Raw genomic sequence first — 18,545 nt, forward strand, 5'->3', positions numbered from 1 at the left:
CCCCTACCTCCCCTGCTCCCTGCCCCCTGCCCCCCTATCCCTATGCCTCTAACAATTCTAGTTGTGGATGATGATTTAGGGACTCGCCTCTCGATTAGTGATTACTTAGACATTTCGGGCTATTCGGTGATTGCCGCAGAGAATGGTCGGGAGGCACTTCCCCTAGTGGAGCAATATCAGCCCCACCTGATCGTGACAGATATTGGTATGCCTGAGATGGATGGCTATGAACTGATCAAGCGAGTCCGCGCTCGTCCTGTCTTTCGCCTGCTGCCAGTGATTTTTTTGACCGCCCATACCAGTACCCAAGAACGAATTCGAGGGTATCAACTCGGATGTGATAATTATTTGCCCAAACCCTTTGAGTTAGAGGAGTTGGGGGTAGTTATTCGGGCTTTATTAGAGCGATCGCAATTAATTGAGTCAGAATGGCGAGTCCGTCTAGCGGATACGGTCAGTGATGTCTCTGATGGAGTTTTAGATCCCGTCGCTACCCAGTTACACCCGACTTTGGAGATTAATCTAACCCAACGCGAGTATCAAGTCCTAGAATTATTAGCTGAGGGACTCTCTAATATTGCCATTGGCGATCACTTGCACCTGAGTCCGAGAACCGTTGAGAAATATGTCAGTAGTTTATTAAGAAAAACCAATAGTAATAATCGCACAGAGTTGATCCGCTTTGCTCTGAAAAATCATTTAATTTCTTGACTCGGTAATCACCCAGAAATCCCTGAAAAATGATCAATATCACGACTTACGCAAGCAGGCTATATATAGCGTGTCAAAAGTAGGCGATCGCATACCAATGATCATAGCAATCGCCCTAAAAAGTCCTAATTATTTATTTTCCCCCCAATGTTGGGGGCTAGGGGGCTAGATGGCTTGAAATGTATAGTGTTTAGAATGCTCAGGTTATGAAGGATTGATCAGCAGTTTTAGAGACGATTTCTCAAGCAGCAATATTTGCCCCCTAAATCCCCCAAAATTGGGGGACTTTAAGAGGTTGTCCTGTTAAAGCGATCTCGTTTGAGTTACGAGCGCGAGCGCTAACTCATTAGTACGCTACATATAGCGTAACTGCGTAAGTCCTGGTTTGCATTCAATTAATGGTAATAAATTGATTAGTCAAACCTCCGGGGTCAACATTAGCTACAAATCCTAAAAACTGATTGGAATTGATCACAGAAATTAAAGTTCCTGAACTTCCACTGATAACGGTAGAAATGAGATTAATATTATTTTGATTCAAACCTTCAGTTAAACCAATTTTATCCTCACCGACGATAAAATCCGTAATCATATCAACCGTATTCATATTATTAGCGGCGGCACTAACAGGAAGAATAAAAATATCACTTCCTGAGTTTCCGGTGAGTAAATCCTGTCCCTGGTCACCGCTTAATTGATCATTTCCTTCCCCTGCGAGCAGGGTATCATTGCCCTGTCCGCCAAAGAGGATATCATCTCCGCCTTGACCCTGAAGCAGATCATTCCCTTTTAACCCTTGGAATGTATCATTTCCACCCATTCCGGTTAAAATATCATTGCCCGATGTCCCTAATAATACTTGTGGCACTGAAAGAGAATTGATCAGTTCTGTTGAGTCAAAATAGGCATCCCCAAACACCGGGTTAGTAATAATCGGAGGGACAACAATCCCTTGGGTTACCAATTCTTGACTAGGCGGGTTAAATCCCCCAACATTAATTACGGCACTACCACCATCATTAACAAAAAATGTAGACATTTTGTTTTTTAGCTATTGATAGGGGATAGACAATCTGGCGATGGGGAAGATATAGAATCTTTAATAAACGAGCAACAATCGGAAACGATAATGACTATTGATCTGATGAGAACACTTAGACAATAAATCACTATTGCCTACAGCCCATTGTCCATTACCTATTGCCTATTTCCCGTGATTATTGGTACTATTATAACACTTAAAAAATAAATGACTATTACCCATTACCCATTCCCCTGTTACTGATCGAAGTCGAAGTATTCCCCATCCGTAATTCGTAATTCGTAATTCGTAATTCGTAATTCGTAATTGGTAATTACCCTATTCCCAAAAAGTTCTAAGAAATAATGAAGATTCGGGATGCAGTTGAGACGGACTTACCCGCGATAGTTGATATTTATAACGCCGCGATTCCGGGACGAATGGCGACCGCAGACCTGGAAATGATATCGGTGGAAAGTCGAATTCCTTGGTATCACGAACATCAAGCTCAGACTCGTCCGATTTGGGTGATTGAGTTAGATCAACAAATTCTAGGATGGTTGAGTTTCCAAATCTTTTACAACCGTCCAGCTTATAACAGCACGGCAGAAGTGAGTATTTATATTCATCCTGAATATCAAGGTCAGGGTATTGGAAAAAGACTATTAACCCAAGCGGTGCACCACAGTCCTAGTTTGGGATTAAAAGCGTTACTAGGGTTAATTTTTGCTCACAATCAACCCAGTTTAGAACTATTCAAACGCTTAGATTTTGAACAATGGGGTTATTTACCCAGAGTGGCTGATTTAGATGGAATTGAACGGGATTTAGTGATTATGGGACTTCATCTAACCCCGACTAAAATTGATTAGCTCTAAAATTTGATCCCAAACATGGGAGCAAAAAAAGTATTTTTGAGTCTATGGACTTGGGATTCTACAAAAAAAAGGAGCTTATCCAATGAACTGCTGATCTTGAAAGATCGGCAGTTTTTTTATGGAAACAGACCTGTTAATTGCTTTAGCGACGTTGTACAGGCAATCCTGGCGCGCTCTGAAGGTCAAGATCCCGATAGGAGGGTTGGTTCAGAATAGAGGTGTTGTAGGGATTAATTAAATCGGCTGTGCGAATAATCGGGTCGCTACTGGTTTGGCGCAACATAGCCTCCCGATACAATTGATTCACGAGTCGGGCATCATTGGTCATTAAGGTTTCAGGAAAGCCATTGATACCATTAGGCCAAGGAAAACTAATCCCTAAATAGGTAGACATTTGACCCAGTAAGGATTTGTTTTTAAAAACATCTCCAGAGGTTCTCGAAGCCGCCCGCATAAATTCTTCGGCAAAGGGTTGATAGGTGGTGGGATAGTCCTTAAACATGGGTTCAGCTTTGACAGCCGTGGCAAACATCGTTGATGCGATCGCCCCGAACATGGCATAGGTAAAAGATTTTAGTCGGTTATTCATGATCCTAGTTCCTCAATAATTGGTTAAATCTTAACCTGTTTTGTTAATCCTAGTCTTGACATCAGATATGCCCTTCCGATTGGGAGATGTGAACTTTTTTGAAGCTTATGCTCATTTTTGTAACGAGATTGCCTATCCCTGCGTAAAATATGAGCTTAATAACTGCTACAAGTTCTTCAATAATTACAGGAGAAAGAAACCCCATGGCAGAATTGATTAAACCCTATAATGGCGATCCCTTTGTAGGCCATCTGTCCACGCCCATCAGCGATTCCGATTTTACCCGTGCATTTATCGGGAATTTGCCCGCCTACCGTAAAGGTTTATCTCCTTTACTCCGGGGCTTGGAAGTCGGTATGGCCCATGGCTACTTTTTGATCGGGCCTTGGATCAAACTCGGGCCATTACGCGATCATCCCAGTGCAGCCAATTTAGGTGGATTAATCTCAGGCATTAGCTTAATTCTGATTGCCACGATTTGTTTATCTGCTTACGGATTAGTTTCTTTCCACAAAAGCAGTTCTGATCCGGCTGATTCTCTGCAAACCTCTGAAGGTTGGAGTCAGTTTGCTGGCGGTTTCTTCATCGGTGGAATGGGTGGCGCTTTTGTTGCCTTTTTCTTACTGGAAAACTTCAGCTTAGTTGATTCTATTTTCCGAGGCTTGGTTAATAGCTAATTGAGCTTTTTTCCAAACATCAAAACTTTCTAACATTCAATAGGAGAATTTGATATGACCGGAGCATACGCAGCTTCTTTTTTACCTTGGATTTTAATTCCCGTGGTTTGCTGGTTAATGCCAGTTGTGGTAATGGGTTTATTATTCATCCACATTGAGAGCGAAGCTTAGATCTTTGTTTTGATTTACAAAAAATCTCCACCATATGGCGGAGATTTTTTGTAAATAATTTGTACCATTATTGCTTCCTTATTAAGAATTATTTAATAGATTATTTAACCTAGACAATCGTTTGTTTCGGTTGACTTCCTCTAATTTCGCATTAATTTCTTCTAACTCTAAATTAAACTGTTCCATTTCTAAATGAGTCCGGCGTAAATTTGCTAAAAGTCTTTGCACTGTTACAGGATCAAGAATAGGAGATTGTTGGTTCATGGTAAATTCCATTCTAATTTTACTTCTTCTAAACTGCGTTCCCAGGCGGGAATTCTAGCTTGAGTGCGGATAATAGCTCTATTCATCAACTCTAGCATATCTGATGAGGCTTCGGGTTGAGAACGAGCAATATTTAATCCTAATCGAGTTAGCTGCATATAAGTTGCTTCAGCATCCTCTAACACTGTTGTTAATTCAGCAAAAAAAAGTAACGTTTCCTCTGTTTCACCTAATCGCTCAAATAAGGCTGATTCCGTTGTTGTAACCTGATCAATAATATCTAGTGATTTTTGTTTCAGTTGATTGACAAGTTCTTTAATTTCCGGTGGTAGGTTTGCCATAATATTAATTCATTAATAGCCAAGTTTATTTTATCACAAAATATTATTAATAATAACTTAAAATGATTACATATATTTAATGCTTCTGCTTCTATAATCCTGTAGGGGTGAGGCGCGCCTCACCCCTACGAGATATTGGGATATTATCAACAATATCACTAAGCAATATTTCGTTGTTGTGACCAAAACTGACCGACTATTACTTTCCATTTTTCCCAATATTCCATGACTTCCTGAGCTTCAATTAAGGTAATATCAACTTCATAGGGAGTAATATTAATAATTATTCTATGATTAATATTAACTGATTGCGATCGCATTTCTAAAGTTGAAGATAAAACAGCTTTATTCTCCATCTTCTAAGGTTAGGAAATGAAGTTTTCCGAATATTTCAGCGGCTACAATTGTTTTTCCATCAGGAGAAACCGTGTAACAAGCTAAAGGATTATCTGTTGTAAAAGTAGCTTTAACTTTTCCTGTTTCTAAGTCCCAGACGATCAGATTATTGCTTTTATAAATTGAAATAACTTTTTTGAAATCTGGAGTAATAGTTACTTCTTTTTGATCATCACTCCACTGATTTTTTATTTTTAAAATGTCATTTCCAGTTTGTAAGTTAAAAATCCTCAAATATTGATCATTTGTAGCTACGAGCATTTTACTATTATCAGTGTTTATTTGAACAAATAAAATAGCTCCTGTTAAATTGATTGTATAAACTTGTTGACCTGTTTCTAAACTCCAAACTTCTAAATTATGAATTGCTGCATCATTATTTTTTTCAAAAGTTTGTATCAAAAGCAACTTACTATCTTTTGTTACATCTATAAACTTGATTGATTCTGTATTGTTAGTAATTGTATAGATTTGTTCTAAACTCCAAATTATCAAAGTATGAAATATAGATTCATTACGAATATTTTTTGAGTCTTTTAAACAATAAAATATTGCTTTTTTTGTATCAGGAGTAATTGTAATAAATTCTCCATCCAGACAAAATAATTCTTCTCCTGTCTCTATATTCCAAATGGTTTTCTCTGGTCTTTTTGTCTGACAATAATAGCCAGAAATAGCTAGTTTATTATCTGCAAACAATAATTCTATATAGGGTTCTATGTTTGAATTACTCATGAATTTTTTAATAAAACTTTCAATATCATCTTCATCGTCTTCCGTTTCATTATATTGATTTAATAAATTATTTTCTTTTGAAATATATTTTTCTTTTTTATATTTATCAAATTTGATGATTTCATTATTTTTTATATCCCAAACTATTATACTTTTATCTTCCAAAGACAAAATATATTTTGAAATATCTTCCGTAATATAAAAATCAATAATAATATTTTCACCTAGTTCTTGTATCTTTTGCGAAGTAACCAAATCATATAATATTAAATTATTTTTAATAATTACGAATAAAAATTTTTTGATTATTTTAGCTTTATTAAACAATAAACCACCATTTCCATCAGGTTCTAAACATAAAGTAAGTTCACACTTTTCCAAATCATAAATTTTGAGTCCCCGTAACAACAAAGTTTGCCACATTAAGTAGTTAGTATCAGGATTTACTTTAATGTTATTTATGCAATCTTTAAGATATAATCTTCTTGATTCCAGACTATCAAGACTAAAACATTCTATTCCAGTATTGTCATGATAATAAACAATTAACCATTTTCCATCATTAGTAATGTCAAGATATCTAGGATAGATAATTGGTGTATTTTCTTTTTCAGTAAAAATCAACATTTTATCCCAGTCAAAAATCTGAATATCATCTCCAATAGTACCTATAAATAGGTTTTCATTATAATTCAATGCAAATATAGGAAAATATTGATTAAATGTATTAATTTGATTCTGATCTTCTAAATTTATGATTATTGTTTGTGTTTCAGAACTATAACCAATGGCTTTATCTTCATAATTATAAGAATAAATTATTTTTTTATTATTAGGAGTTAATTGAGCAGTGACTATACCATTAGATTTTAAATTAAATTCTATATTGATTTCTGGCAGATCAAAATTTATTCTACAAATAAAACTTATAGTAAAATCCCAAGAAAGGTTTTCATAGCTTATATTTAAAAGACAACTTGTATTTTCTAAATATAATATTTTTAAATCATCAAACAAGGCAATTTCGTTTTCATTAAAGCTTCTTTGTTTTTGATGATATTTCTTAATTAAATCCAAAATTTTACTATTAGTTTCACATAAACTTATTTCCTTTTTCTCGATTTTACAAATAACCCAGCTATCAACTAAACTTAATGTTTTCAGATCCCAAATTTGTAAAAAACCATATTGTAAGCAAGCAATTAACTTATTGTTATCAGGTGTAACTGCTAAAGAAAGAATACTTTGTTGACATTCAAAACCAGCAATTTCTTGTTGAGTTTCTAAACTCCATAGTTTAACCGTTTTATCTTCAGAACCGGAATACAATATTTTACCATCAGAACTTAATGCTAATGTCGGGATAATTCCTTGATGACCCCTCAAAGTATAAATTTCCTGTCCAGTTTCTAAACTCCAAACTTTAATTGTATGGTCTGCTGACCCTGAAATAACTTGTTTCCCATCAGAAGTTAAAACCAAAGTTAATACACTTCCGGTGTGACCTGTTAAGGTATAAATTTCTTGTCCAGTTGCAATATCCCAAACCTTAATTGTATGATCCTCAGAACCCGAAATTAACCATTGACTATCGGGAGTCACTTCTAACGCTAATATTTCATCGGTGTGACCCACAAGAGTCCGCAGTAAAGGACTATCAGGTTTTGTTAAACTTCCTTCTAACGGACATAACCAAGGTGTTGTTTGATGGATTTTGATGTCTTCTAAAAAATTTTGAATCAGAGGATTTTCAAACTCCAGTAAACGTCCGACTAGCTGTGCTGATAATTGAGTGTTATCTGCTTTTAAAATATGAGAGGATAGGCGAATAGCACCTTGTATTAATCTCAAGGTTTCTGTTTGTTCTTCTGATAAGATAATATTGGCACTATTCAATCCTAACTGATAATCTTCTATTAACGCTTCAACTCCACAAACCAATAATTTTTCCTGAATAAACTCAAAACTTGCTAAACAACCAAATAACTGATTAACATACCCCGCTTGCGCTAAATGCTTAGGAGTATGGTTTAATGTATATTCTCGTTTTTCAGTAGTCATAGTATCTAACCAAACGCGAACATTACCCATGACCAAATATTCCTCCAGTTAAATTATCGGCAATTTGAGCATTAATTCCTGATAGGGTGACTCCTGCCGCCTGGACAATATCTTTACGCGCTAAAAAGTCGCAAAAACTTTGATGATAAATCCCATAACGAGTTTCGCCACCTATCACTTCTTCACGCAAAAATTGTTCCCACTCCTCCAATACTTCTTGAATTGTTAACGCATCTTCTTTAACAAAATCAACAATTAAATCACGGGAGACTGTTTCCCGTAATTCCGATAAAATATAAACAATTTTAATTTTTGTTCGGGGTAAGGGTTTAGCCATCATCCCCATTTGTCGCCAATGGTCTTCATAATACGCTTGCAACCCTTGGGGAAGTTGATTAATCGTTAAATCTTGATATTTACCTATTTCGATATCGCCTAAAATATAGCGTAAATACATGAAATTATTTTCACTTTTATCCGCTAATTGTGTGATAAAATCTTCTTCAGTTAACCCTTGATTTTGCACCCATGCGTTTAACTGAGGACGCTTTAACGCCTCCCGAATATAGGTTTTAATATCTGCTAAACTCTCAGCTTGATATTGCATCAGGTTAAACGGATGAATGGGTGTAGTAACCGTCAAAGGGAGGGTAAGGGGTCGTTGGGTGAGTAGAAAATAAACTCCTTTCGGCAAACTAATTGGTAAATACAGGATATTCGCCCCACTATGATCACTGTGATCTACTTCATCTAAGGCGTCAACAGCGATGATCAGTTTTGTTCCTGATTTCTGCTTGCTAACAATCTCATCTAATAGTTTAGCAAAAAATTGACCGTCTTTTCTAGCGTCCGCAGGTAAATTAGGATAAGGTAAATTATAACGGCTAATCAGTTGAGAGCAAATACTTTCTAAAAATTTTTCGGCGCGGTTAACTCCCAGAGAACGAACATTAAAATGGGCAACGCATCCGGTTTTCTCAACATATTTCGCTAGTATAGCACTTTTGCCAATTCCTGGATCTCCTTCTATGATAAAATAACCATTAGGTTGATGATCTAAAAAGGATTGAATGGCATCAAAAACAAATTTACGACCGACAAACCCTTCTACTTTTTCCTGAATTAAACGAGATTGTAATTGATTCTTATATTCAGGCTTTTCTTGTAACAGAGGGAGGACTTCAGCCATTAATTGTTTGACTTCGCCTATTCCATTTTTAGCTTGAATTGCTTCAAACAATTGAACCATTTTATCTAAGGATCGATAAGTATATTGAGGAGTAAAGTCTTTTAATTTAATCCAATTGTTAAGCCGAGGATGAGCCCATTTTCGACGAATAGCAGCTAAATCAAAGATCAAACTAATATTATCCCGACTTAGAGTATTGTAAAAAGCCTCATCTCGTTCTTTAATAATAATTTGGAGTAAAGCTTGGCAATCTTCAATATTAACTTGATCGTCTTGAATATGAAATTGTTTATCAGCTAAACAGTCTTTGACAACGGTTTCCCAATTATCCCCATAACGGCGTTGTAAAGTTTCTTTAACAAACGGTAATAAACCTTGCGCCAAATAAATTAAACTTTGACCCATTCGGGCATGATTTTGAACTAAAAGTTGTTCTTCGGTTGAGTGTTGATTTTTGTTAGCCATTGATTAAATACCAGGTACATTGTTAGATTTTAGAACAGTTACTAACTATCACTTTATCCTAACGCTTTAATAGCCGCCTGAATTAAATTATAAAAAACAGGTTGAGACACATCAACGGTTTGAGCATCCTGACGACTTTTGCCTAAGAGTCCAAAACGTTGACCTTTTTTTATCGCTAATACTTCGCCTTTCTGATTACGGATTTTTAATTCTTGGGTTTCACCAACATAAGATAAACTACAACTATAGTGTTTATCGTTATAGTCAAATTCTACACTTTTATTAACTTGAGAATGTTGAATTTCTGGAGATTCGGGTAATCTAGCCCCGACTAATTCTAACTCAATATTAGTTTGACCATTCCAACTATTTTCTTTTAATTGATAGGCGATATCTAAACAGTGGGGTAGGGGAAAATAGTCCGCCCAACGCCAAGCCATGGCATTAATTGTTGGTAAAGCAGTTAGTTGAGTATGGGAAAATTTATCTTGGGTTAAGGTGAGTTTAATATGTCCTTTTCCCACCAGTTTTTGTTGCACAATTCGCACGTTAGGAGTCCAAAAGGTAGGGGCATTATTTTCTATCCCACAGGGATGGAGTTGATTGATTTGATCATAAAGATTAAAGTTAATTTCACTTAAATTGGCTTGAGTATCAATTTTAATTAAGGGTTTTAGATGTTCTAATTCTAAACATTGATGGGCAAATTCACTTAAACGGGTTTTAATTTGATCTAAATTTTCGGCGGGGAAGGAAAAGCCTCCGGCGGCTTTATGTCCTCCGAATTTACCCAGTAAATCTTGACAATATTCTAAGGCTTTAAAAATATCAAATTCCGCAATTCCTCGGGCTGAACCTCGAACTATTTTAGGGGATTCTGTTTCGTCTTCTGGCTGTTCATAGGTTCCAATAAACACGGGAACTCCGTATTTTTCTACTAACCGAGAAGCGACAATTCCAATCACGCCATGATGCCATTCTGGTTGCACAACTACTAACACCCTTTCTTGTTTTAAATCAATATTTTCTGATTCTATCCAAGCGATCGCTTCCTGTTGAATTTCTTCACATAATAATTGTCTTTGTTGATTGATTTGTTCACACTGCATTGCCCGTTCTAAGGCAATTCCCATATTTTCTGTTGTTAATAATTCTATCACAATTTGAGGATCAGCTAACCGCCCAATAGCGTTAATTCTTGGCCCCAAACGAAAGCCAATATCATCGGGTTTTAGGGTTTTAGTATTGGTAGATGGGAGAGAATTTTCGGGCTGTTCTTCCGATTTTGCTTGATATCCGGTGGAGACTCCAGCCACTTGAATTAAGGCTTGAATTCCGGTGATTTGGGAATAGGGAATTAACTTTAACCCGCGTTTTAACCAACGGCGGTTAACTCCCACTAAGGGAGCTAAATCGGCAATAGTTCCTAATGTAAATAATTCTAACAAAGGATTGACTACTCCTTGAATTTTACCCAACTTTTGAGCTAAACAAATAGCTAAAACATAGGCAACTCCCACCCCGGCCAATCCTCGATAGGGGGATAATAACGGTAATAATTTAGGGTTAAGAATTGCATCGGCTGGGGGTAGTTTTTCAGGTAAATCATGATGATCGGTAATAATTACAATTAACCCTAATTCTTTAGCCCTAGCAATGGGTTGATAGGCGGAAATTCCATTATCAACGGTGAGAATAATTTTAACGTCTTCTTGATGAAATTCTTCTACTATTCGGGTATTAATTCCATAGCCTTCAGTCATGCGGCTAGGAATGGCATAATTAACATTAGCTCCTAGGGCAGAAAGCGATCGCATTAATAAAGCCGTACTGGTCATACCATCGGCATCATAATCCCCACAAATTGCTATTTTATCCCCCTGATTAATCGCATTTTCTAATAGTTCTACACTTTTTTCTAAATCCTTAAATTCCTCCAAGGGAGAGGGTAAAACTTGGGATTCAGGGGTTAAAAAAGCCTCCGCCTGTTCCGGGGTTTCAATGCCGCGATTAATTAAAACTTGGGTGACTAAAGGGATAATTCCCAGGGTATCTGCTAACTCTTGGGCAAGTTCAGATTGTTGCGGGAAAATATACCACCGTTGATTCGGAAGTTGATGGGAATTAAAAGACTCTGGAGAAGAAGGTTGCACAGTTTCTAAAGATTAATATAAATAAAAGAATACTCTATTGTATCAAAATTATTCTTATTTTTAACAAGACTTCCGCATTATCTGTATAGTAGGGGCAATTGATGAATTACCCCGACTGAAAAAATTTTACTTCTAATTAAACTTCAACTTTAACTCCTTTCCAAAAGGCAATATAACCTTCAATATTTTTAGCTGCTGATTTGGGTTCAGGATAATACCAAGCGGCATCCTTATTCTTTTGCCCCTCAACCACGATATCATAATAACTTGCCACCCCTTTCCAGCCACAAGTGGTGTGGGTATTACTATCCTGAAAATATTCAGGTTTAATCGAGTTTGCGGGAAAATATTGATTCCCGTCTACCACGACACATTGATCACTTTCGGCTAAAACTGTACCATTCCAAACCGCTTTCGGCATAAATCTCCTCTGAGTTTTGTAACTTTATTTTAAAATTTAACACTTTTAAGGCATAAAATAACAATTCTGGGTTCTCAATCCCCAAAAATGATCAGAATATCCTAGCAATTCAGCCCATTTTAATTATAAAATAAAAAAGACGTTTCATCTAAATTACGAGCAATGTCAGGGCTAATTTCTACTCCCTTCGCCCAACCCCAATCCCTAGAACAGTCTCTTAAACATTTCTTTGGTTATGATTCCTTTAGACCCGGACAGCGCGAAATAATTGAACAGGCACTACAAAAGCGAGATTTATTAATTATTATGCCCACCGGAGGCGGAAAGTCTCTATGTTTTCAACTTCCGGCTTTATTGAAACCTGGATTAATGATTGTGGTCTCGCCCTTAATTGCTTTAATGCAAGATCAAGTAGAAGCATTACAAGATAATGGGGTAGGTGCTACCTTTCTCAATAGTACCTTAACGGCTGCGGAAGCAAAATCAAGGGAATCGGCGATTTTAAAAGGAGATATTAAACTGCTTTATGTAGCCCCGGAACGTTTATTATCCGAACGATTTTTATTTTTTTTAGACACCCTAGAAGAACGGTTAGGAATCTCTGCTTTTGCCATTGATGAAGCCCATTGTGTATCGGAATGGGGGCATGATTTTCGGCCAGAATATCGAAAATTAAAACAACTACGAATTCGCTATCCTAAAATTCCAGTTTTAGCCTTAACTGCGACGGCGACTCAACGGGTGAGACAGGATATTATTCAACAGTTAGAGTTAAAAAATCCCTATATTCATGTTGCTAGTTTTAATCGTCCTAATTTATATTATGAAGTAATTCCCAAGAAGAAACAAACCTTTACCCAGCTATTAAAAATTATTCAGGAGGTGGGCGGGTCAGGAATTATTTATTGTTTAAGTCGAAAAAATGTAGAAGATTTGGCATTTCGGTTACAAAATCATGGGATTTCCGCCCTACCCTATCACGCTGGCCTTGAAGATCAAATCCGGTCAGAAAATCAGACTCGGTTTATTCGAGATGATGTGCAAATTATGGTGGCGACGGTTGCCTTTGGCATGGGAATTAATAAGCCCGATGTTCGCTTTGTAATTCATTATAGTTTACCTCGAACCTTAGAAAGTTATTATCAAGAATCTGGTCGAGCGGGACGGGATGGAGAATCGGCTCGGTGTACGTTATTTTTTAGTTATGGTGATCTGAAAACCATTGAATATTTAATTGAGCAAAAACCCGATCCCGATGAACAACGGATCGCCCGTCAACAGTTACGACAAATGTTAGATTATGCGGAAGCATCGGAATGTCGGCGCACGGTTCAATTAAGTTATTTTGGGGAATTTTTCTCGGAAAATTGTGCAAAATGTGATAATTGTCAGACGCAAAATCCGGTTGAAGATTGGACAATTGAAGCAATGAAATTTTTATCCTGTATTGCTCGATGTCATGAAAGATTTGGCATGAATTATATTATTGATGTATTAAGAGGATCGAAAAGTCAAAAAATTCTGGATCGACGCCATGATCAACTTTCTACCTATGGCATTGGTAAGGAAAAAACGGCGGAAGAATGGAAGAATTTAGGGCGATCGCTTTTACGTCAAGGACTTTTGGATCAAACCACCGATGGCTATGCAATTTTAAAGTTAAATTCCCGCAGTTGGGAAGTAATGAAACGGGAAAGAACTGTTGAAATTACTGTTATTAAAGAACAAAATGTCGAAAAATCAACTCGTTCTTTAGCCATAGAAGTAGAAATGCTATTTGAACAGTTGCGCCAACTACGGAAGAAATTAGCCGATGAACAATCTATCCCTCCCTATATGGTTTTTTCCGATTCTACGTTAAAATTAATGGCACAACAACGACCCCAAAATTTAGAGGAATTAAGTCAAATTTCTGGCGTGGGTAGTTATAAATTAGAACGTTATGGTCAACAATTTACTGAAGCTATTTTTACTTACTGTCATGGACAAAACCCGCCCAATTCTTCCTCTAAAAAATCCGAATCTAAACGTCTCACCCTGGAGGATTTATCAGATAGTTTAATTACGACTCTATCTTTATATCAAGACGGTCTGAGTTTGAATGCGATCGCCAATGAAAGAGGATTAAAAACCAGTACCATCGCCGATCATTTAACTCAATTAATTGCCGCTAATCAGAATATTAATATCGATCAATTTGTTGAACCTGAACGGCAAAAAGCGATTATTAAAGCCATCAAAAAAGTCGGAGATACGAGCTTAAAAACCATTCATGAATATGTGGGAGAAAACTATAATTATGAAGAAATAAAGATGGTTAGGGAATGGTGGCGACAGCATCCTAATTAAACAGGTGCTCCTAATTAATCCATTATTACGCTCGTTGTTGCGCTTTAGCGCTCTTAGTAGCCTCCGCATCACAACAACAAACTGATGAATGTTTTCTCTTATAACTAATAACCCACCTCAACTGATTATGAACCCGATTATTTTTTGTGACTTCGATGGAACAATTACCGCAGAAGAAACCTTTGTGGCAATGTTAAAAGAATTTGCTCCAGACAAGGCGGCGCAAATTATGCCCTTATTATATCGCCAGGAAATGACCTTACGCGAAGGAGTCAGAACCATGTTAGAATCGATTCCATCCCGTTGTTATCCTGAAATTATAGAATTTTCTAAGACAAAAAAAATACGACCTGGATTTGTAGAATTTCTGGATTTTCTTAATACCCAAGAAGTGCCTTTTATCCTAGTTTCAGGAGGCGTTAGGGTGATGGTTGAAACGGTTTTAGGAGATTTAACTCAAAAAATTGATGGTATGTATGCCGTTGATTTAGACACCTCAGAGGAGTATTTTAAGGTTAATTCCGAGTTTGAAGCCGATACGGAATTAGTAGCTAAAGTAAAAGTAATGGAACTCTATCCTAACCCGGAAAAAATTGTGATTGGAGACTCTATTACGGACTTAAATATGGCCTTAGCCACGCCGCTTGTTTTTGCTCGCGATCGCTTGGCAAAATATTTAGATGAATATCAAAAACCCTATATTAATTGGACAGATTTTTTTGATATTACAGACCACTTATCTCAAAAATGGAATATATTGTAAACTGATTGATTATTTTAAAACGGGAGAAAATCTTAAAACATGGCAGAATTTACTCGGATTCTTTCTTTAGATGGTGGTGGACTGCGGGGAATAATTTCCGCCGAAGTTTTAAAGTATGTAGAACAGAAATTACAGGATTTTACAGGAAATTCTGATGCGAGAATAGGAGATTATTTTGACCTAATTGCTGGGACTAGCGCCGGAGGAATTTTAGCGGCTCTTTATCTTTGCCCCGATCTTGAAAACCCATTAAGACCCCGATGCTCTGCTGAACAAGTTTATCATTTTTTTCGGTATGAATCGAGTCAAATCTTTGATCCTGTCTCTAAAAATTCCTTTCAACCCTTGGGAGAATTATTTAATGAAAAATACTCCTATCAAAAGTTTAATCAGATCATGGGTGATTTTTTTAAAGATCTGAAATTAAGCGAACTGCTGAAACCTTGTTTAATTACTTGTTATGAAATAGAAAAACGAAAAAGCCACTTTTTTACCCAGCATGATGCAAGATTAAATATCAAAGATGATTATTTTATTAGAGATGTTCTCCGCGCCACTTCCGCCGCCCCTACGTTCTTTGAAGTCGCTCAAATTAAATCACTCAATCAGGACATTTATACTTGTATTGATGGGGGAGTTTTTGCTAATAATCCTACCCTTTGTGCTTACGCAGAAGCTCGTCATAAATTTAATCGCGAGTTTAATGTTGATAACCGCTATGAAAAAGGCCCAACCGCTAAAGAAATGGTGGTTTTATCGTTAGGAACCGGAGTCGTCAAAAAGAAATATTCCTATGAAGAAGCCAAAGATTGGGGAAAATTAAAATGGCTTGACCCTTTATTTGATATTATTATGACCGGGGGTGCGGAAACAGTGGACTATCAAATGCAACAAATCTTTGATACCACGGGTCACCCGGAACATTATTTGAGAATTAATACGGATTTGCAAAGTCGCCAAACCTTACAAATGGATGATTTTTCCGAAGCTAATTTGAATGCTATTAGTCAAGTAGGGCAACAATTAACCGAAGCAAATCGTCAACGCTTAGATGAATGGATTCAACTGCTTTTACTTTAATCTTAATTTCAGGTGAATATCATGTTTAAAGATGCGCGTAACGCTCAAATCCTATTTCTATCGATGTTTTTTCTCTTGGGAATCGCAACCAGAGACTGGACATTACGACTGGATTTTATACTAATAATTGGGTTAAGTTGTTTATTAACTCAATGGGTTTGTTCCTCAATTTACTCGTTCTATATTAACAAAAAGATCACGCTTTTATCCCCGGAATTTTTAGGATCTTGGCGTAGTGCTTTAATTACCACATTGGGGTTATGTTTATTACTCAGAGCTAATCATTGGACAACCTTAGCATTAGCCGGATGTTGTGCGATCGCCAGTAAATTTATCTTTCAATCCCAGGGAAAACATTTTTTTAATCCCGCTAACTTTGGAATTATTATTGCCTTAACTCTAAGCGCTGATGCTTGGGTTTCCCCCGGACAATGGGGAACTGATTCCTGGTATTTATTACTATTTTTAGGAACCGCAGGCATCATTCTTAAAAAAGTCGGACGTTGGGATACTTCCGCCGGCTTTTTAATCACCTATATGGGATTAGAAGCAGGGCGAAATTTTGGCTTAGGTTGGGGTTGGGATGTTTATACCCATCAACTGATGAATGGTAGTTTATTACTATTCGCTTTCTTTATGATTACCGATCCGCGTTCGATTCCCAATGCCACCTTCAGCCGAATTATTTGGGCGGTATTAATAGCCGGACTAACCTTTATTTTACAACATCAATTTTTCATCTCAACGGCTCTATTTTGGGCTTTATTTGCTCTGTCTCCCGTCACCATTATTTTAGACCAAATGTTTCAAAATTATCGGTTTTCTTGGTCTGCAAAATCCCCGAAATATTTGCCTTTATCTGCTTCTATGTAGTTTTTATTGCCATTTTAATAGGAGTTAATAATGAAAACAATAAATCGGTTAATTGCCTTTTTAATTGTTGTTTTTGCTAGTATTGGTTTTGCTGCGCCTGCCTTAGCATTTTGTGGGTTTTATGTGGCAAAAGCCGATGCTACTTTATATAATCAAGCCTCACAAGTTGTGATTGCCAGAGACAAAAATCGGACGATTTTAACCATGGCAAATGATTATCAGGGAGCAGTAAAAGATTTTGCTTTAGTTGTTCCGGTTCCTGTGGTTTTAAAACCCGAACAAGTTAAGATTGGTGAACCGAAAGTTATCCAACAATTAGATGCGTTTAGCGCGCCCCGACTGGTGGAATATTTCGATCCCGATCCCTGTAATTCTTATCCCCAAGCCCCATTACCCACAACCAGAGGGGGAAATGTCACCTTAGAAATGGACAAACAACGACAAGCTCGGTCGGGTTTAGGAGTTACTATTGAAGCCCGTTTTAGCGTGGGAGAATATGATATTTTGATTCTGAGTGCGAAAGAATCCGATGGTTTAGAAACCTGGTTAATTCAAAATGGTTATCAAATTCCCCAGGGAGCAAGTGCCCTATTAAAACCCTATATTCAACAGGGGTTAAAATTTTTCGTTGCTAAAGTTAATTTAGAAAAATTTGATCAAAGTGGTTTCCAAACCCTGCGTCCTTTAATGATTGCCTATGAGTCTCCTCGGTTTATGTTACCGATTCGTTTAGGGATGATTAATGGTAAGGGAGAACAGGATTTAATTGTTTATTTACTCTCTCCAAAAGGTCAAGTCGAATTAACTAATTATCGCACCGTTAAAATTCCTTCCGATCAAAATATTCCTGAATTTGTCAAAGAAGTTTTTCCAGGTTTTTATAAATCCCTATTTAATACAATTCATGAACGGGAACAGAAAAAAGTTGCCTTTTTAGAATATGCTTGGAATATGGGAGGATGTGATCCTTGTTCTGCCGATCCTTTAACGAATGAAGAATTAAAGCAGGCGGGGGTATTTTGGTTAGATTCCCCGACGGGAAATTCCACCTTTATTACCCGTTTACATATTCGCTACGCCCGGAATACTTTTCCCGAAGATTTAAACTTTCAAGAAACAGCCAATCAACAAAACTTTCAAGGTCGATATGTGATTAATCATCCCTATCGTGAATCCATGCAGTGTTCACAAGCCCAACAATATCGGCAATCTGTTCGCCAAAGACAGCAACTCGAAGCGCAAAACTTAGCCACATTAACGGGCTGGAAAATTGAAGATATTCGACGTCGGATTAATTGGATAGAATCAACTTCAGATTCCTGGTGGGATCGAATTTGGAACAAAAATTAATAAGGTTTATAGGACTTACGCACCAAACCGGGTTTCTGAACGAGAAATCCAGATTTCA

Annotated in this window: 18 protein-coding genes; 9 read left to right on the forward strand and 9 right to left on the reverse strand. The window is 36.9% G+C overall.

Features of this window, described 5'->3' with window-relative positions; translation table 11 throughout:
- Positions 1–42 precede the first annotated feature (42 nt).
- Positions 43–711: a response regulator transcription factor gene (locus tag PL9631_RS11340; RefSeq protein WP_083620540.1), complete on the forward strand. Its 669-nt coding sequence runs from the start codon at positions 43–45 to the stop codon at positions 709–711.
- 391 nt (positions 712–1,102) lie between these two features.
- Here the strand turns inward: PL9631_RS11340 and PL9631_RS11345 are convergent, their stop codons facing one another.
- Positions 1,103–1,750, reverse strand: coding sequence for a calcium-binding protein (locus tag PL9631_RS11345; protein WP_083620357.1), 648 nt, complete (start codon positions 1,748–1,750; stop codon positions 1,103–1,105).
- A 347-nt stretch (positions 1,751–2,097) separates the two neighbouring features.
- On the opposite strand from PL9631_RS11345, the gene PL9631_RS11350 reads away from it, so the two are divergent.
- The gene (locus tag PL9631_RS11350; protein ID WP_083620360.1) at positions 2,098–2,604 is read left to right on the forward strand and encodes a GNAT family N-acetyltransferase; all 507 of its coding nucleotides are present in this window, start codon (positions 2,098–2,100) and stop codon (positions 2,602–2,604) included.
- A gap of 148 nt (positions 2,605–2,752) precedes the next feature.
- On the opposite strand, the gene PL9631_RS11355 is transcribed toward PL9631_RS11350, so the two are convergent.
- Complete coding sequence (locus PL9631_RS11355) at positions 2,753–3,199, reverse strand: hypothetical protein (RefSeq protein WP_083620362.1); 447 nt, start codon at positions 3,197–3,199, stop codon at positions 2,753–2,755.
- 203 nt (positions 3,200–3,402) lie between these two features.
- Between PL9631_RS11355 and PL9631_RS11360 the strand changes: the two genes are divergently transcribed.
- Positions 3,403–3,876, forward strand: coding sequence for a photosystem I reaction center protein subunit XI (locus PL9631_RS11360; RefSeq protein ID WP_083620365.1), 474 nt, complete (start codon positions 3,403–3,405; stop codon positions 3,874–3,876).
- 54 nt (positions 3,877–3,930) lie between these two features.
- Positions 3,931–4,047 carry a photosystem I reaction center subunit VIII gene (locus PL9631_RS11365; RefSeq protein WP_079677766.1) on the forward strand — a complete coding sequence of 39 codons (117 nt, stop codon included), beginning with the start codon at positions 3,931–3,933 and terminating at the stop codon, positions 4,045–4,047.
- A gap of 81 nt (positions 4,048–4,128) precedes the next feature.
- On the opposite strand, the gene PL9631_RS11370 is transcribed toward PL9631_RS11365, so the two are convergent.
- From PL9631_RS11370 to PL9631_RS11400, 7 genes are all read right to left on the reverse strand, one after another.
- Positions 4,129–4,311, reverse strand: a complete 183-nt coding sequence (locus tag PL9631_RS11370) for a hypothetical protein (RefSeq protein WP_083620368.1) — start codon at positions 4,309–4,311, stop codon at positions 4,129–4,131.
- Positions 4,308–4,652: a hypothetical protein gene (locus PL9631_RS11375; protein WP_083620370.1), complete on the reverse strand. Its 345-nt coding sequence runs from the start codon at positions 4,650–4,652 to the stop codon at positions 4,308–4,310. The genes PL9631_RS11370 and PL9631_RS11375 overlap by 4 nt, the downstream gene beginning before the upstream one ends.
- A gap of 158 nt (positions 4,653–4,810) precedes the next feature.
- Positions 4,811–5,008, reverse strand: a complete 198-nt coding sequence (locus PL9631_RS11380) for a hypothetical protein (RefSeq protein WP_083620373.1) — start codon at positions 5,006–5,008, stop codon at positions 4,811–4,813.
- Positions 4,998–7,874, reverse strand: coding sequence for a WD40 repeat domain-containing protein (locus PL9631_RS11385; RefSeq protein ID WP_083620376.1), 2,877 nt, complete (start codon positions 7,872–7,874; stop codon positions 4,998–5,000). Before PL9631_RS11385 ends, PL9631_RS11380 begins: the two co-directional genes overlap by 11 nt.
- Positions 7,867–9,498, reverse strand: coding sequence for a Swt1 family HEPN domain-containing protein (locus tag PL9631_RS11390; protein WP_083620378.1), 1,632 nt, complete (start codon positions 9,496–9,498; stop codon positions 7,867–7,869). Before PL9631_RS11390 ends, PL9631_RS11385 begins: the two co-directional genes overlap by 8 nt.
- Before the next feature lie 53 nt (positions 9,499–9,551).
- The gene (locus PL9631_RS11395; protein WP_083620381.1) at positions 9,552–11,651 is read right to left on the reverse strand and encodes a single-stranded-DNA-specific exonuclease RecJ; all 2,100 of its coding nucleotides are present in this window, start codon (positions 11,649–11,651) and stop codon (positions 9,552–9,554) included.
- Positions 11,652–11,787: 136 nt separating this feature from the next.
- Positions 11,788–12,072, reverse strand: a complete 285-nt coding sequence (locus tag PL9631_RS11400; protein ID WP_083620383.1) for a DUF427 domain-containing protein — start codon at positions 12,070–12,072, stop codon at positions 11,788–11,790.
- A 162-nt stretch (positions 12,073–12,234) separates the two neighbouring features.
- On the opposite strand from PL9631_RS11400, the gene recQ reads away from it, so the two are divergent.
- The 5 genes from recQ to PL9631_RS11425 all read left to right on the forward strand — a co-directional run bounded on the left by recQ (position 12,235) and on the right by PL9631_RS11425 (position 18,487).
- On the forward strand, positions 12,235–14,421 hold the full coding sequence (recQ, locus tag PL9631_RS11405) for a DNA helicase RecQ (RefSeq protein ID WP_083620385.1): 2,187 nt from the start codon (positions 12,235–12,237) through the stop codon (positions 14,419–14,421).
- A gap of 127 nt (positions 14,422–14,548) precedes the next feature.
- Positions 14,549–15,184 (forward strand): HAD-IB family phosphatase, encoded by a 636-nt coding sequence (locus PL9631_RS11410; RefSeq protein ID WP_083620543.1) that lies wholly within the window; start codon positions 14,549–14,551, stop codon positions 15,182–15,184.
- Between the two features lie 39 nt (positions 15,185–15,223).
- Positions 15,224–16,264, forward strand: coding sequence for a patatin-like phospholipase family protein (locus PL9631_RS11415; RefSeq protein ID WP_083620387.1), 1,041 nt, complete (start codon positions 15,224–15,226; stop codon positions 16,262–16,264).
- Between the two features lie 21 nt (positions 16,265–16,285).
- Positions 16,286–17,137: an RnfABCDGE type electron transport complex subunit D gene (locus PL9631_RS11420; RefSeq protein WP_083620390.1), complete on the forward strand. Its 852-nt coding sequence runs from the start codon at positions 16,286–16,288 to the stop codon at positions 17,135–17,137.
- 30 nt (positions 17,138–17,167) lie between these two features.
- Positions 17,168–18,487, forward strand: a complete 1,320-nt coding sequence (locus tag PL9631_RS11425; RefSeq protein WP_083620392.1) for a DUF2330 domain-containing protein — start codon at positions 17,168–17,170, stop codon at positions 18,485–18,487.
- The last annotated feature ends 58 nt before the right edge of the window (positions 18,488–18,545 follow it).

Origin of the sequence: Planktothrix paucivesiculata PCC 9631, assembly GCF_900009265.2 — a bacterium.
GTDB classification, from domain to species: Bacteria; Cyanobacteriota; Cyanobacteriia; order Cyanobacteriales; family Microcoleaceae; genus Planktothrix; species Planktothrix paucivesiculata.

Bases quoted from the DNA above. Each gene is read 5' to 3' on its own strand.
- PL9631_RS11425 (WP_083620392.1), top strand. From the start codon at position 17,168: ATGAAAACAATAAATCGGTTAATTGCCTTTTTAATTGTTGTTTTTGCT.
- PL9631_RS11375 (WP_083620370.1), bottom strand. From the start codon at position 4,652: ATGGCAAACCTACCACCGGAAATTAAAGAACTTGTCAATCAACTGAAA.
- PL9631_RS11390 (WP_083620378.1), bottom strand. From the start codon at position 9,498: ATGGCTAACAAAAATCAACACTCAACCGAAGAACAACTTTTAGTTCAA.
- PL9631_RS11355 (WP_083620362.1), bottom strand. From the start codon at position 3,199: ATGAATAACCGACTAAAATCTTTTACCTATGCCATGTTCGGGGCGATC.
- PL9631_RS11400 (WP_083620383.1), bottom strand. From the start codon at position 12,072: ATGCCGAAAGCGGTTTGGAATGGTACAGTTTTAGCCGAAAGTGATCAA.
- PL9631_RS11365 (WP_079677766.1), top strand. From the start codon at position 3,931: ATGACCGGAGCATACGCAGCTTCTTTTTTACCTTGGATTTTAATTCCC.
- PL9631_RS11340 (WP_083620540.1), top strand. From the start codon at position 43: ATGCCTCTAACAATTCTAGTTGTGGATGATGATTTAGGGACTCGCCTC.
- PL9631_RS11410 (WP_083620543.1), top strand. From the start codon at position 14,549: ATGAACCCGATTATTTTTTGTGACTTCGATGGAACAATTACCGCAGAA.
- PL9631_RS11350 (WP_083620360.1), top strand. From the start codon at position 2,098: ATGAAGATTCGGGATGCAGTTGAGACGGACTTACCCGCGATAGTTGAT.
- PL9631_RS11385 (WP_083620376.1), bottom strand. From the start codon at position 7,874: ATGGGTAATGTTCGCGTTTGGTTAGATACTATGACTACTGAAAAACGA.
- PL9631_RS11360 (WP_083620365.1), top strand. From the start codon at position 3,403: ATGGCAGAATTGATTAAACCCTATAATGGCGATCCCTTTGTAGGCCAT.
- PL9631_RS11380 (WP_083620373.1), bottom strand. From the start codon at position 5,008: ATGGAGAATAAAGCTGTTTTATCTTCAACTTTAGAAATGCGATCGCAA.
- PL9631_RS11415 (WP_083620387.1), top strand. From the start codon at position 15,224: ATGGCAGAATTTACTCGGATTCTTTCTTTAGATGGTGGTGGACTGCGG.
- PL9631_RS11420 (WP_083620390.1), top strand. From the start codon at position 16,286: ATGTTTAAAGATGCGCGTAACGCTCAAATCCTATTTCTATCGATGTTT.
- recQ (WP_083620385.1), top strand. From the start codon at position 12,235: ATGTCAGGGCTAATTTCTACTCCCTTCGCCCAACCCCAATCCCTAGAA.
- PL9631_RS11370 (WP_083620368.1), bottom strand. From the start codon at position 4,311: ATGAACCAACAATCTCCTATTCTTGATCCTGTAACAGTGCAAAGACTT.
- PL9631_RS11345 (WP_083620357.1), bottom strand. From the start codon at position 1,750: ATGTCTACATTTTTTGTTAATGATGGTGGTAGTGCCGTAATTAATGTT.